The organism is Hymenobacter sp. BT559 (assembly GCF_016427535.1).
Classification (GTDB): domain Bacteria; phylum Bacteroidota; class Bacteroidia; order Cytophagales; family Hymenobacteraceae; genus Hymenobacter.
In genome coordinates this window covers 250,497-264,527 of the sequence record NZ_JAELXV010000002.1, presented here as the reverse complement: position 1 = coordinate 264,527, position 14,031 = coordinate 250,497, and the positions used below count along the sequence as shown (strand labels likewise).

The 14,031-nt window shown below is 60.2% G+C and carries 11 protein-coding genes; 7 read left to right on the top strand and 4 right to left on the bottom strand.

Annotation, left to right across the window (positions count from 1 at the left end; translation table 11 throughout):
* Positions 1–77 precede the first annotated feature (77 nt).
* Both gpmI and JAO77_RS07640 read left to right on the top strand, forming a co-directional pair.
* A complete protein-coding gene (gene gpmI / locus JAO77_RS07645) occupies positions 78–1,613 on the top strand; it encodes a 2,3-bisphosphoglycerate-independent phosphoglycerate mutase (RefSeq protein WP_198989748.1) in 1,536 nt (511 codons plus the stop codon).
* A gap of 80 nt (positions 1,614–1,693) precedes the next feature.
* Positions 1,694–2,290 (top strand): hypothetical protein, encoded by a 597-nt coding sequence (locus JAO77_RS07640; RefSeq protein ID WP_198989747.1) that lies wholly within the window; start codon positions 1,694–1,696, stop codon positions 2,288–2,290.
* Positions 2,291–2,303: 13 nt separating this feature from the next.
* On the opposite strand, the gene JAO77_RS07635 is transcribed toward JAO77_RS07640, so the two are convergent.
* The 3 genes from JAO77_RS07635 to prfA form a co-directional block, all read right to left on the bottom strand.
* Positions 2,304–2,726: a secondary thiamine-phosphate synthase enzyme YjbQ gene (locus JAO77_RS07635; protein ID WP_198989746.1), complete on the bottom strand. Its 423-nt coding sequence runs from the start codon at positions 2,724–2,726 to the stop codon at positions 2,304–2,306.
* A gap of 79 nt (positions 2,727–2,805) precedes the next feature.
* Positions 2,806–4,365 (bottom strand): hypothetical protein, encoded by a 1,560-nt coding sequence (locus tag JAO77_RS07630; RefSeq protein ID WP_198989745.1) that lies wholly within the window; start codon positions 4,363–4,365, stop codon positions 2,806–2,808.
* 235 nt (positions 4,366–4,600) lie between these two features.
* Positions 4,601–5,671 (bottom strand): peptide chain release factor 1, encoded by a 1,071-nt coding sequence (prfA, locus tag JAO77_RS07625; RefSeq protein WP_198989744.1) that lies wholly within the window; start codon positions 5,669–5,671, stop codon positions 4,601–4,603.
* A 156-nt stretch (positions 5,672–5,827) separates the two neighbouring features.
* Between prfA and thrA the strand changes: the two genes are divergently transcribed.
* The 5 genes from thrA (at position 5,828) to JAO77_RS07600 (ending at position 13,249) form a co-directional block, all read left to right on the top strand.
* Entirely contained in the window at positions 5,828–8,278 is a 2,451-nt protein-coding gene (thrA, locus tag JAO77_RS07620) for a bifunctional aspartate kinase/homoserine dehydrogenase I (protein ID WP_198989743.1), read from the top strand.
* Positions 8,279–8,398: 120 nt separating this feature from the next.
* Positions 8,399–9,331 (top strand): homoserine kinase, encoded by a 933-nt coding sequence (locus JAO77_RS07615; protein WP_198989742.1) that lies wholly within the window; start codon positions 8,399–8,401, stop codon positions 9,329–9,331.
* 422 nt (positions 9,332–9,753) lie between these two features.
* Positions 9,754–11,046, top strand: coding sequence for a threonine synthase (gene thrC, locus JAO77_RS07610; protein WP_198989741.1), 1,293 nt, complete (start codon positions 9,754–9,756; stop codon positions 11,044–11,046).
* A gap of 44 nt (positions 11,047–11,090) precedes the next feature.
* Positions 11,091–11,780 carry a c-type heme family protein gene (locus JAO77_RS07605; protein ID WP_213019351.1) on the top strand — a complete coding sequence of 230 codons (690 nt, stop codon included), beginning with the start codon at positions 11,091–11,093 and terminating at the stop codon, positions 11,778–11,780.
* Positions 11,781–11,989: 209 nt separating this feature from the next.
* Complete coding sequence (locus JAO77_RS07600; RefSeq protein WP_198989739.1) at positions 11,990–13,249, top strand: protoporphyrinogen/coproporphyrinogen oxidase; 1,260 nt, start codon at positions 11,990–11,992, stop codon at positions 13,247–13,249.
* A gap of 122 nt (positions 13,250–13,371) precedes the next feature.
* On the opposite strand, the gene JAO77_RS07595 is transcribed toward JAO77_RS07600, so the two are convergent.
* Positions 13,372–13,857 carry a hypothetical protein gene (locus tag JAO77_RS07595; protein WP_235998292.1) on the bottom strand — a complete coding sequence of 162 codons (486 nt, stop codon included), beginning with the start codon at positions 13,855–13,857 and terminating at the stop codon, positions 13,372–13,374.
* Positions 13,858–14,031: the final 174 nt, after the last annotated feature.

Genomic DNA, 14,031 nt, shown 5'->3' with positions numbered 1-14,031 from the left:
TTTGTATCATTTCCAGATGGAGCTGGGGCCTCCTACGCAGCGTAGGGGCTTCGGGGTGCGCCGCGTACTTTTGCGGCATGAACAAGCAGGTCTTACTAGTTATCTTAGACGGGTGGGGCATCGCCCCAAATACCAGCGCTTCGGCCGTTGACCAGGCGCAGACTCCATACTACCACGGGCTCCTGCAGCGCTTTCCGCATAGCACCCTCCAGGCCTCAGGTGAGGCCGTGGGGTTGCCTGATGGTCAGATGGGAAACTCGGAGGTAGGCCACATGAACATTGGCGCTGGCCGGGTGGTGTACCAGGAGCTAGTGCGCATTGGCAAGACCATTCAGGAGCGCAAGCTGGGCCAGATTCCGGCCCTGAAAAATGCCCTGGACTACGCCCGCGAAAATAATAAGCCTTTTCACCTCATTGGCCTGCTGTCGGATGGCGGGGTGCACTCGCACATCGACCACGTGAAGGCACTCTGCACCATTGCCCACGAGGCCGGCGTGCACAAGACCTTCGTGCATGCCTTCACCGATGGCCGCGACACCGACCCCAAGGGCGGCGTGCACTACGTGAATGAGCTAGAGCAACACGCTGAGCGCACGGGTGCCAAGATTGCCTCCATCGTGGGCCGCTACTACGCCATGGACCGCGACCAGCGCTGGGAACGCGTGAAAGTAGCCTACGACCTACTAGTGAATGGTGTGGGCACGCCCTCGCAAAACCTGATTCAGAGCATTCAGGAGCAGTACAAAGAAGGCGTGACGGATGAATTCCTGAAGCCCATCGTGAAGACCGGGGCCGACGGCCAGCCGCTGGCCACCATCAAGGATGGCGACGTGGTGCTGTGCTTCAACTTCCGCACCGACCGGGGCCGCGAAATTACGGAGGCGCTCACGCAGCAGGATTTCAACGCCTACCAGATGCACCGCCTCAACCTGCGCTACCTCACCATGACGACGTATGATGCGACGTTCCAGGGCGTGACGGCGATTTTTGAGAAAGACAACCTCGACAACACTCTAGGGCAGGTACTGGCGGCGCACGGCAAGACGCAGATTCGCATGGCCGAAACCGAGAAGTACCCGCACGTGACGTTCTTCTTCTCGGGGGGCCGCGAGCTGGAGTTCGAGGGCGAAAAGCGCATTCTGCGGGCTTCGCCCAAAGTAGCGACCTACGACCTGGCGCCCGAAATGAGCGCCTACGAGTTGCGCGACGCCCTAGTGCCAGAATTGCAGCACAATACGGCTGACTTTGTGGTTGTCAACTTCGCTAACCCTGACATGGTAGGCCATACTGGCGTGTTTGAGGCCGTGATAAAGGCTGTAGAAACGGCCGATGCCTGCGCCCGCGACGTGGTAGAGGCAGGCCTGGCCGCTGGCTACGCCTGCATCATCATCGCCGACCACGGCAATGCTGAATACATGCGCAATGAAGATGGCTCGCCCAACACGGCGCACACGACTAACTTGGTACCCTGCATCTTGGCTGCCGATGGCTACATCGGCGGCTTGGCCAATGGTAAGCTCGGTGACATTGCCCCCACAGTGCTGCAGCTAATGGGGGTGCCCCAGCCCGCTGAGATGACCGGCCAAAGCCTGCTGCGCCCCGCCGCCGGCTAGGTCTTGAACAAAACAATGTGTTTTTGATTTTCCTGAGTGTCCCGCAGTGTCGAAGCGCAGTGCGGGACATTCTGTTAGCTATGAGTTGTAGAACTGGTCTTTTTTTGTTTGTTGGCGCCTCACTTGCCCTAGGTGGCTGCGGCGATGGCCCCACTGCTCCCGACCCGGCCGCGCCTGGGGCGCCCCGGCCGGTGGGCCCCTACTTCGATGTGCGGGGCCTGCTCGATGCCCAGGTGCAACAGCTCACAGCCCGCCACCCTGGCGTAACCAAGCACGTGGCCCTGCGCGGTGGCGCCCCCGAGACCGTGCAAGTGCCGCAGGTGAAGTGGGCTGACGAGCTTCAGATTTTTTACCAAGCCGACATCAACAAAGCGGCCCTGCGCGGGGCCTACCGCCTCGACTCGACTACCGAGGCCAGCGGAGCTACGCGCCGCACATACACCGCCCAGCCCGGCCACCCCAATGCGTCGGTCACGCGCCTTTCGGTACTAAGCACGAGCGGCCAGCCGCAAGAGCTAGAAGCTACCTTGCGGCAAGACAACGTCTTGTTTTCGGGCCAGAAGCAATTACACCTAACGCTGCAACAGGGTCAGCTACACACCTACGAAGTACGCGGCACCCAAAAATTGATATTATTCGACACTCTGCGCTACCAGACCCAAGCGCAAGTGCAATAGCCGACCTAGGGCGCTACTCGCCCATGAGAGTGGCCACTACCCAGCGGCGGCCACCGTGGCGGCGGTGTTCGCCCAAGCACAGGCCCTGCCAGGTACCCAGCAGCAACTGCCCATTGGCAATGGGCACCGTCACCGAATTGCCGAGCATAGCGGCTTTCAGGTGGGCGGTCATGTCATCGGGGCCCTCTAGGGTATGTTGGAAGTACGGCGCATTGTCGGGCGCCAAGCGCTTGAAATATTCCTGAAAATCACGCCGCACGGTAGGGTCGGCATTTTCGGTGATGAACAGGCTAGCCGAGGTATGCTGGATAAAGAAGTTGGCCGTGCCCGTGCGCAGGCTTTCGAGTTCAGGCAGCTCGGCCAGCAGCAGGTCGGTGATGAGGTGGAAGCCCTCGGCCACGGCGGGCAGGCGCAAGCGTTTTTGGATGTAGCGCATTCTTTTTTAATGGTTAATGGTTAGTTGCTAAGGGTTAATTATTAATAACAATTAGCCTTTAACAACTAACCATTAACCATTATTTATTGGTTTGGTAGGCACCTAGGGTAGGCGCGGCACTTGGGCGCGGCAGGTTCAGCAGGTCGCGCAGGAGCAGGGGCTGCGCCTGCTGGGTGCCACGGTTGACGCCGGGCGAAGTAGCATCCAAGCGATAATCGCTATTAAGACCAGCACTGATTTGCTTGAATTTAGGATAAGTGTAACTGTACGGTGGAATGAGATTATTGAGGTCGGGCCGAGCCAAGCCCGGCTTACTAGGCGCGTTGGCGGCAGCGGCGTAGAGCTGTGTGGCAAGCATTGTATTTTGAATGCTGACACCCGCGCTATAGTCGTCGTAATTCTCAAAGGACAGTTCATCGCGGTTAGAGCCCCACACCACGGAGTTTTTCAGGCTTAGCGTCAGCCCTGGAATTTTGGCTTTGCCGTCGGCGGACGAGTTAGAAAAAGTCAGGGAGGCCGTGTTACGCACCCTCGTAATGGCTGGGTAATTCGCAATGGTGCAGTAATTTATGGAGTACTCGCCGCCCCCAGTGCCCAGCAGCGCGTATTCGTAGCAATCGCTGAGCAGCGTATTTTCCATTGTCACCTTGCCACCTACGCTTAGCACACCAGCGCCGTATTCGAGACTGCTCTTGCTACCCGCAAAGCTGACATCGGCGCCCGAGATATAGCGAATAACCGAGTTTTGCAGCAGCACATCGGGCCGCGGGCTCGCATTAGCAGGGTTATAAAGCAGCACGCCAACTGAGGCATTCTGAATTTGGGCGTAGCGAATGATATTACCGTGGCTGCCAGCATCGAGCACAATACCCGTCCACTGCCCCGGTGCGGTGGCGTACAGGGTCTCACCGCTGCGGTCGCCAGCGAAGCGCACGATGTTAGTGTTGGTGGCCTTTACTGTATCGGTGGCCGCGGTGCCAGGCGCATAGTCGGTGGGGCTGTTCACAAGCAGCGTGCCCCGCACAACAAGCGCCGCCCCGGCGTGGGCATATACACGGGTGCCAGGCTTGAGGCGCAGCGTACTACCGGCTGGCACTATCACATCATTGTAGAGTACGTGCGGGCGGTCGTTGGTCCACGTTAGGTTGCCGGTGAGCTGCGAGCCATCGTGCAGGTAGATGTTCTGCCCAAACGAGCGCAGCAACACTTGTTGGTCCTGCCCGTTGGTACGAAAATTCAGCTTTTCTTCTAGCACATAATCCTTAGGCGAGCCATTCTGGCCGTTGTCGGGCAGTTTGGCCCGCACCAAAATGAGCAAGCTATCCTGGCCTCTGATAAAAAGATTACTGGCTGTCTGCTTTAAATCGCCATTAATGAGCAAGGTATAAGCTGAAGAGACGGGTTTTTCTAGACCAATCAAATCCACATTCACCCCCCTAGGGTTGCGGTTGTATACCCACAGCCGCTTTGTGACGGTGCGCAGGGTCGTAAAAACCGTGTCAAACTTCACCGTATCGGCCGAAAACGCTAACGCGCCACTCGTCTGCAATTCCTCCTCGCGAGGCTTGCAGCCAGGCAGCGTCAGGCTAAGACCAGCACTGAGTAGTAGTAGGACGGGGAATAGTAGCTTTTTAAACATCAGAAACGCCTAGAATAAGAGCCAGCAGCCAAACGTCTCACTGCTAACGATAGTGCTCACATAAAAATGTCATGCCGGGCCAGCGAAACATTTCGTCACACTGGAATAGAACTCCCAACCGTGACAAGATGCTTCGCAAGCTCAGCATGACAAACATTAAAAAGCCAACCTACGCAGTCAGCCCGCCGCAGGCGGGCTGACTGCGTAATCCGTTAAATCCGCTACAATCTGCGATTTATTCGGCGCCCACTTTCAGGCGCTCGGCGCTCTCGGCGAGGCGCAGTTGCTCCACAAAGTCGTCGATGTTGCCGTCCATTACGCTCGGCAGGTTGTACACGGTGTAGCCGATGCGGTGGTCGGTTACGCGGCCCTGTGGGTAGTTGTAAGTGCGGATTTTATCCGAGCGGTCGCCGCTGCCAATCATACCTTTGCGCAGGGCACCTTCGGCCTCATTTTTCTTGGCCAGCTCGATTTCAAAAATGCGCGAGCGCAGTACTTGCAGGGCTTTGTCGAAGTTCTTGAGCTGCGACTTCTGGTCCTGGCACTGGGCCACGATGCCCGTCGGGATGTGCGTGAGGCGCACGGCCGAGTAAGTCGTGTTTACCGACTGCCCACCGGGACCGGACGACATAAACAAGTCCTTACGGATATCATTCATATCCAGCTCGATGTCGAACTCCTCAGCTTCGGGCATTACCACAATAGAAGCTACCGAGGTGTGAATGCGGCCCTGGGTTTCGGTGGCTGGCACGCGTTGCACGCGGTGCACGCCCGATTCAAACTTGAGCTTGCCGTACACGTCCTCGCCCTTCACGGCCAGAATGATTTCTTTGTAGCCACCCGCGGTGCCTTCCATAGCATCCACCAGCTCCATTTTCCAGCCCTGCTTTTCGGCGAAACGCAAGTACATACGCTGCAAGTCGCCAGCGAATAGCGAGGCCTCGTCGCCGCCCGCGCCGGCCCGAATTTCCATAATAACGTCCTTGGAATCGTTCGGGTCTTTCGGAATTAATAAATCTTTTATCACCGCCTCGAGGCGCTCGGCTTCGGGCTGTAGCTCGTCGAGCTCGGCCTTGGCCATCTCGCGAAAATCCTCGTCTTTTTCGGTCGAGATAACTTGGCGGGCGCCTTCTATATTACTGAGCACCTGCTGATAAGCACGGTACTCTACCATAATTTTTCCTAGGTCTTTATATTCTTTGTTCAGCGACTTGAAGCGCTTCATGTCGCTCATCACGTCGGGCTGCATGAGCTCGTGGTTCACGTTGTCGTAGCGCTCGCGGATGGCTTCGAGTTTATCCAGCATTTTGTGGTCGGAAAAAATAGTCAGTAGTTTGCAAAGATACGGCGTGGTAACACCGTCCTTTGCGGTCGGCGTTCCGCGCCAATTGTTTACGCTGGTTTAGCCTCGCGCTGAGCCTCTAGTGCCTGGCGGGCTACGGCCAATCGGGCGGTCGATTTTATGCAAGTTCTGAAGTTCGGCGGCACGTCGGTTGCCTCGGCCGAAAATATCGAGAAGGTAATTGCCATCGTGACCCGCGCGCTGGCCCAAGGACCAGTGGTGCTGGTCGTATCGGCCCTAGGCGGCACTACCGACGCGCTCATTAACGCGGGCCGCGCGGCTGCTAGCGGCGACGAAAGCTTTCGCCAGGCCCTGCGCCAACTCGAAGCCCGCCACTTCACCGCCGCCGAGCAACTCCTCCCCTCTTTCGAGGCGCAGGCCGAAATTCAGCCCTGGCTTACGGCCCAGTTTACTGAGCTAGTGCTGCTGGCCGACGGCATTTTTGCCCTAGGTGAACTCTCGCCGCGTACCCTCGACCGCCTGATGAGCTATGGCGAATTGCTGTCGTCGCGCCTGGTAGTAGCGGCCTTGCAAGCCCGCGGCGTAGCCGCCGCTTGGGCCGATAGCCGCCAGCTCATCCGCACCAACTCGCGCTTCGGCATGGCGCAACTTGAAGAGGCCGCCACCGAACAGCTAGTAACTGATTTTAAAGCTAAAACCGCCGAAACCCTCTGGGTAGCGCCCGGCTTTATTGCGGCCGATGCCGAGGGCCACACCACTACCCTAGGGCGGGGTGGCTCCGACTACACGGCCGCCATCTTGGCCGCGGCCCTAGGTGCCGAAAAGCTCGAAATCTGGACCGATGTGAGTGGCATGCTCACCGCCGACCCACGCCTGGTGCGCTCGGCACGGCCCATTGCCCGCATCAGCTACGAAGAGGCAATGGAGCTGTCGCACTTCGGGGCCAAGGTGCTGTATGCGCCCACAGTGCAGCCAGTGCGCCAGCGCGGCATTCCGATGTGGATTAAAAACACCTTCGCCCCCGCCGACTATGGTACACTGGTAGAAGTGGCTCCGCCGCCGAGCATCGGGGTGGTGCGCGGCTTGTCGAGCATCGGCAACCTAGCGCTGCTGAACCTAGAGGGCAGCGGTATGGTGGGCGTGCCGGGCTTTTCGGCGCGGCTGTTTGCCGCGCTGGCGCGGGCCCGCATCAACGTGGTACTTATCACCCAAAGCTCGTCGGAGCACTCTATCTGCGTGGGCGTGAATGAGGGTGACGTGCCCGCCGCCCAGGCCGTGGTCAATGAAGAATTTGCCGCCGAAATCGCGGCCGGCCGCCTAGAGCCGCTGCGGCCTGAAACGGGCTTGGCCATTGTGGCGCTGGTGGGCGACATGATGCGCAACCACCCGGGCATCAGCGGGCGCCTGTTTAGTGCCCTAGGGCACAACGGCGTGAATATCCGGGCCATTGCGCAGGGCGCGAGCGAGCGCAACATCTCGACCGTAATTCGGGCGGCCGACGTGCGCAAGGCCATTAACGTGCTGCATGAGGAATTCTTCGAGGCTACCTATAAGCAGGTCAACCTCTTCATCCTAGGTCCGGGCAACGTGGGCGGCAAGCTACTAAGCCAGTTGGCCCAGCAGCAGGAATACCTCCGCGACAAGCTGGCCCTCGACCTGCGCGTGGTAGCCATTGCCAACAGTCGCCACTGCCTGGTGAGCGACGAGGGCAGCCTCGACCTCACCACTTGGCCCGAGGCGCTGGACAAGGCGCCCGCTCTGTCGCTGCCCGAGCTGACGCAGCTTATCATCGATAAAAACCTGCGTAACAGCGTATTCGTGGACATCACGGCCAACCCGGCCGCTGCCGACCAGTACGCGCCGCTGCTGGCCAAGAGCGTGGCCGTGGTAGCCTGTAATAAAGTCGCGGCTTCGGCCGCCTACGCCTCGTACCGCCAGCTTAAGCAGCTGGCCCGCGACTTCAACACCAAGTACTTGTTCGAAACCAACGTGGGCGCCGGACTGCCGGTTATCGGCACGCTGGCCGACCTCACGCGCAGCGGCGACGTGGTGCGCCGCATGCAGGCGGTGCTGTCGGGCACGCTCAACTTCGTGTTTAATAATTACGATGGCTCGCGGCCCTTTGCCGAGGTGGTGGCCCAGGCGCAGGCCGAAGGCTATACCGAGCCCGACCCGCGCCTCGACCTCAACGGCTCGGACGTGGCCCGCAAAATCCTCATTCTGGCTCGCGAAGCTGGTCAGCAACTGGAAATGAGCGACGTAGCCAACGAAAGCTTCCTACCCGCTTCGTGTCTCGAAGGCGACGTAGCGGCGTTCTACAAAGAGTTGGCGGTACACGAGCCACACTTCCGGGCGCTCTACGACGCAGCCGCTAGCCAGGGCAAGCGCCTCAAGTTTGTGGCGCAGTATGCCAATGGCCAAGCTTCGGTGGGCTTGCAGCAGATTGCGCCCGGCCACGACCTCTACGAGCTGCGCGGCAAAGACAACGTGGTACTCTTCTACACCGACCGCTACCCCGAGCAGCCGCTGGTGGTGAAGGGCGCCGGCGCGGGCGCCGAGGTCACGGCCTCGGGTGTGTTTGCCGACATCATCCGGGCCGCCAGGCTGTAAATCAACTCCGCCTGTCCTTGCGAGCGCAGCGAAGCAATCGCACCTAGCCAGTATTCGAACGGCTCGTTTAGACGCGATTGCTTCGCTGCGCTCGCAAGGACAAACGTGCTTCTTACGCTCATGCCCCTTCCTTCCTCCGTCACCGTGCACGCGCCAGCTACCATTGCCAACGTTGGCTGTGGCTTCGACGTGCTCGGTATCTGCCTGACGGCCCCGTATGATACGGTGCGCCTCACGCGGCGCGACCAGCCGGGCCTTGTCATCCGGCACCTCGACGACTACGACCTGCCTACCGACCCCTACCGCAACGTGGCTGGCGCTGCCCTGCTGGCCCTGCTGCGCGAAGTGCCCGAGCCTATCGGGTTTGAGGTAGAGATTACGAAGGGCATTCGGCCGGGCAGCGGCATAGGCAGCAGCGCGGCCAGTGCGGCCGGCGCCGTAGTAGCCGCAAATGCGCTGCTGGGCAACCGCTTCGACAACAAGCAGTTGGTAGACCTAGCGATGTACGGCGAGGCCGTAGCCTCAGGCGTGCGCCACGCCGACAACATTGCACCGGCCATTTGCGGCGGCTTCACGCTGGTGCGGGCCGTATTGCCAACGCTAGATGTGGTGGCCCTGCCCGCCCCACCGCTGTGGGTGGCGGTGGTACACCCGCAGTTTGAAGTCAAGACACGGGAAGCTCGCGCCGTGCTGCCGACCCAGGTGCCACTTTCATTGGCCGTGCGCCAGTGGGCCAATGTGGGCGGCCTGGTCGCTGGCTTTTTAACTAATGACAGCGAATTGATTAGCCGGGCGCTGGAAGACTATATCGTGGAGCCGGCGCGGGCGGCCCTCATCCCTGGCTTGACCGATGCCAAGCAGCGTGCCCTGGCCGCGGGAGCCCTAGGTGGTGGTATTTCAGGTTCGGGTCCCTCCATCTTTATGCTGAACCAAGACGAAGCCACAGCGCACGCCGCGGCCGAGGCCATGGGTCGCGTGTATCAGAAGATGGGCATCGAGTACCACCTGCACGTGGGGCCGATTGCGAGCGAAGGCGCTCGGGTAGTAGCTTAAAAGGCAACTGCCTATGAAAATGCTACTGGTGTTGCTCTTAAGTATAGGTGTTCGGCCAACTGCGGCGGCAGTAGCTCAAGACCCATTTGGCAGAAAGCACTATGTCAGGAAGCACCTAGGTTGCGTGAAGAATGCTCGAGACCAGCCAGTATACCATCTTGTGAACCACTGCTACACAGTGCAAGCGGCAATAGTAGCACATGGACATCACCAAGTTCTCTTTTATAATACTAAATGGCGGCTAATAGCAAGGTACACCCTTAATGACCTAAACACGCCATTGTTTCGTCGAAACACGCTTTACTTTCAAACCAAAGGACTAGACGGGCACACAGCAGAGTATCGACAAGTCATTAATCCACTAGCGCCGCCTCCAAAGTGCCTCTGTATTGCAGTCAACGACTGTTATTTTCCGATAAAGTATGCAGTATTACAGCCTCAACCGCCAGTCGCCGCCCGTTGATTTTCGCACGGCTACCATTGCCGGGCAGGCGCCGGATGGCGGCCTGTATTTCCCCGAAAGCATTCCGCAGTTCTCGCCAGAGTTTCTGCGCGACTTGCCGCGCCTGTCGCAGGCCGACATTGCCTACGAGGTGATGCGGCCTTACGTGGGCAACACCATCCCGGAGGCCGACTTGCGCCGCATCTGCGCTGAGACCGTCAATTTTGAGTTTCCGCTGGTGCCCGTGACCGAGCACATTAGTTCGCTGGAGCTGTTTCACGGGCCGACGCTGGCATTTAAGGATGTAGGTGCTCGCTTCATGAGCCGCTGCCTAGGGTACTTTTCGCAGGGCGAAACCGCCCCGGTGACGGTGCTAGTGGCCACCTCAGGCGATACGGGCGGGGCCGTAGCACACGGCTTTTTGGGTGTGCCAGGCGTGGAGGTGGTTATCCTGTACCCCTCGGGCAAGGTGAGCCCTCTACAGGAATTGCAGCTCACAACCCTAGGTCAGAATATTACGGCGCTGGAGGTAGCAGGCAACTTCGACGACTGCCAGCGCCTAGTAAAGCAAGCCTTCCTGGACGAAGGCTTGACCAGCCGCCGCACGCTCACCTCGGCCAACTCCATCAATGTGGCGCGCTGGCTGCCGCAGCAGCTGTACTATCTGTTTGCCATGCAGCAGTGGGCGCCCGCCGAACCGCCCGTGGTGGCAGTGCCAAGCGGCAACTTCGGCAACCTGTGCGCCGGGCTGCTGGCCCACGCGTCGGGGCTGCCGGTGGGCCATTTCATCGCAGCGTGCAATGCCAATGACGCGGGTGCCGAGTACTTGCGCACGGCCATCTTCACGCCCAAAACGGCCGTGGCTACTATTTCTAATGCCATGGACGTAGGCCACCCCAGCAACTTCGTGCGCATCTTGGAGCTGTTCAAGCACGAGCACACTACTATTAGCCAGTTGCTGAGCGGCTACACGGTGAGCGATGCCGACACCAGCATCACCATCCAGCGGGTGCAAGCCGAGCACGGCTACCTGCTCGACCCGCACGGGGCCGTGGCGTTTTTTGCCTTGGAAGACTACCTAGGGAAGTACCCCGCTGCCGCAGGCTTCTTGCTGGCTACGGCCCACCCCGTCAAGTTTCCGGAGGTGGTCGAGCCGCTCATCGGGCGCAAGGTGGAGCTGCCCGCTGCGCTGCACTACCTCTTGGAGAAGCCCAAGCAAAGTGTGCCGCTGGCGCCTAGCTACGATGCGCTGCGCGAGTGGCTGCTCCGGTGAGCCGCAACCTTCGGGCGGCCTCAGCAGTTGGCAGCAGTATGGTTTTGTCGAAAATCAATCTGACTTACGCCCTAGGGCTGTTGCTGGCGCTGGCTGCCTGCCGGCCCGACCAAATAAAGCATCTGCCTGGCACCAAGCAAATAGCCGAAGAAACGGCTAATTGGGAAGTTAAGCGCATTACGCCCAACGACTTGCTGCACGCCACACGCTGGGCCGGCGACTCGCTCACGGCCTATGCCGACACGCTGCTGCGCCGCACCTTGGCCCGCGAGCTGGCGGCAGGCGGCGTGGCGAAGGCCGCTAACTTCTGCCGCCCCCAGGCCTACCCGGCCGTCGACTCGATGGCGCGCAAGTGGCACGCGCACCCGCGCCGCGTGGAGTGGCAGCCTAGTGCCGCCGGTGCTACTGCTGCCGCCGTGACGGCGGCGGGCTTGCAGCCCGACACGCTGCGCCTCATTGGGCGGCCTGCCGCCGACACCTTCTATTACCAGCGCCCGATTGTGCTGCGCCACAACCTGTGCCTGCGCTGCCACGGCCAGCCGGGCCGCGACCTCACCGCCGCCGAAGCCAAGCTGCTGCAAGCCCAGCACCCCGGCTTGCGGGCAGTGGGCCGGCAGGCTGGCCAAGTTCTGGGGGCCTGGCAAGTGACGCAGGAGCGCGATGGAGTGGCCGAGTTTTATACCCTAAAAACGCGCAAGAAATGGAAGGAGCATAAGATGCCCAAGCTCTTCTAGAACTCGTGGGGGCGGGCTGCGGGCATGTGCTACGCGGGCGGTACGGCACCATCTATAGCACGGCGGCCAAGCAACATGGGCGCTGGCTTAGTATCCTTGTACTGCCCTGTTTTTTCGCCCTAGGTGGTGCGTTTTGCGTAAGCAGGCCACCGGCGCTAGTAGCCGGCCGCCGGTTGGTGTGTGTTTGTTGGAGAATTTGCTTTAAGCTAATGACTGAAGAAGACCCTATTATCATCATTGGCGCCGGGATGGCGGGCCTGGCCTGTGCCAATTGGTTACACCGCGCGGGGCGCCCGGTGGTGGTGCTCGAGGCAGCCGATGCCGTGGGCGGGCGTGTGCGCACCGACGTGACGCCGGATGGCTTCCGGCTCGACCGCGGCTTTCAGATTTTGCTGACCGACTACCCCGAGGCGCGCCGCATATTCGACTACGGCGCGCTACAGCTCAAAACCTATGAATCGGGCGCGGTAATCAGGCTGGCCAACGGCAGGGAAACGGTGCTCGAAAACCCCATGCGCGTGCCGCTGGCTGCGTTTGCAGCCCTCAGCTCGCCCATCGGCACTTTTACGGACAAGCTGCTCATTGCCAAGTTTGTTGCCCAGATGCAAGGCCAGTCGCCCGAGCAGCTACTGGCCCGCCCCGCCGAAACGACGCTGAGCTTTTTGCGGCACTACGGCTGGAGCGAGCAGATTATCAACAATTTCTTTCGGCCCTTTTTCGGGGGCGTGTACCTCGACCGCGACCTCGGCACGGCCAGCAATTTTTTTGCCTTCGTGTTTCAGCAGTTTTCGCGCGGCAATGCAGCCGTGCCGGCCCTAGGTATACAGCAATTGCCCGAGCAGCTGGCCGCCCGACTACCGGTGGGCACCGTGCGTCTGCACACGCCCGTGGCGGCCGTGCTAGAGGGTGGCCGCGCGGTGCGCCTCGCCTCGGGCGAAACCCTGCGGGCGGCTACCACCGTGCTGGCTACCGACGGGCCGGCCGCCGCGCAGCTGCTCGGCAGCACTGCGGCCCCGGCCCTAGCCGCGCGGGCTACTACCTGCACCTATTTTACCACGGCGGGCGCGGCACCTAGCCACGGGCGCCGGCTGCTGCACCTCAATGCAGCGTCTAACACGCTGGTGCACAACGTAGCCTTTCCGGCCGAAGTCAGTCCGGCCGTAGCACCCAGCGGCCAAGGGCTGGTTTCGGTGAGTACCCACGGCGAGCACAACCTCAGCGATGAGGACCTGACCGCCCGGCTCCGCACCGAGCTGGCCGCGTGGTTTGGGCCCACGGCAGCACTGTGGCAGCACGTGCGCACCTACCACATTCCGTACGCCTTGCCTGTGTACGGACCTGGCCAGCCACCACAGCAGCCGCTGCGCCTCGGCGAGGCTCTGCTGCGTTGCGGCGATTGGGTAGCTTACCCCTCGCTCAACGCTGCCCTGGGCACGGGCCGACAAGTCGCCGAACTGCTACTGAGTTAAGCATAGGTATATAACCTCACCCCGCCCACACGCAGGGGGCAGGGTGGGGATTTACCAAAGGCGTAGGGGCGGCCATTGAGGTCTACTGATACTTAGGTAGCAAGATTCGACCTAGGCGCGGGCTATTCGGCTTTCTTGCGGGCCTTTTTGGCGGCGGCCGTGTTGGCTACCACATGCTCGCCAGCTTTGGAGCCCGCTTTCTTTTTATCGTTGGTTGCCTTTTTCTCTGCATCACTTAGTTCGTCCCAGGCTTTTTTGGGTAGGTAGCGAGTGGTACCGCTGGCGCGCCGGGCGGGTTTGCCGTCGGCCGTTTTCCAGTCTTGCTTGGTCCACTCCTTCAAGTCTTTTTGCTTAGAGTTGGGGTGGCGATTGATATAGCCGCCACCAGCTTTTTGGTACGCTAGTGTGAGGAGCTGCGACTTGCGGGCGCTCCAAGTACCGGGTTCTCCGCCTTTAGCGGCGGCGCGAATTTCATCTTTTAGCCGTTCGCGAAGGGCGGGGTCAGAGTACGTGTTTTCGAGGGTGCGCCGGCGGGCTGCGGGCCGAGTTTTGGTACGTTTGCGGGCCGGAGTGCTACTGGCGTCGTCGGCAGGGGTTGGAGTCTTCATCAGGGAGGCCATTAGAGTAGAACGTATAAAGAACGCAGCTTAAGCTGAGGAGTTGCTTCTAGCTGATACTTTTGGCTATATGTTTAACTCTAATTATCAATTTGTTAAACAAAAACTCGATATAGCAGCTCCTACAGCTGGCCTTGTGAGCAACTACCCTTCCGGTTGCGGCGT

Coding starts and splice junctions, on each gene's coding strand:
- gpmI (WP_198989748.1), top strand. CDS start 78: ATGAACAAGCAGGTCTTACTAGTTATCTTAGACGGGTGGGGCATCGCC.
- JAO77_RS07630 (WP_198989745.1), bottom strand. CDS start 4,365: ATGTTTAAAAAGCTACTATTCCCCGTCCTACTACTACTCAGTGCTGGT.
- JAO77_RS07595 (WP_235998292.1), bottom strand. CDS start 13,857: ATGAAGACTCCAACCCCTGCCGACGACGCCAGTAGCACTCCGGCCCGC.
- JAO77_RS07615 (WP_198989742.1), top strand. CDS start 8,399: ATGCCCCTTCCTTCCTCCGTCACCGTGCACGCGCCAGCTACCATTGCC.
- thrC (WP_198989741.1), top strand. CDS start 9,754: ATGCAGTATTACAGCCTCAACCGCCAGTCGCCGCCCGTTGATTTTCGC.
- JAO77_RS07600 (WP_198989739.1), top strand. CDS start 11,990: ATGACTGAAGAAGACCCTATTATCATCATTGGCGCCGGGATGGCGGGC.
- thrA (WP_198989743.1), top strand. CDS start 5,828: ATGCAAGTTCTGAAGTTCGGCGGCACGTCGGTTGCCTCGGCCGAAAAT.
- JAO77_RS07635 (WP_198989746.1), bottom strand. CDS start 2,726: ATGCGCTACATCCAAAAACGCTTGCGCCTGCCCGCCGTGGCCGAGGGC.
- prfA (WP_198989744.1), bottom strand. CDS start 5,671: ATGCTGGATAAACTCGAAGCCATCCGCGAGCGCTACGACAACGTGAAC.
- JAO77_RS07640 (WP_198989747.1), top strand. CDS start 1,694: ATGAGTTGTAGAACTGGTCTTTTTTTGTTTGTTGGCGCCTCACTTGCC.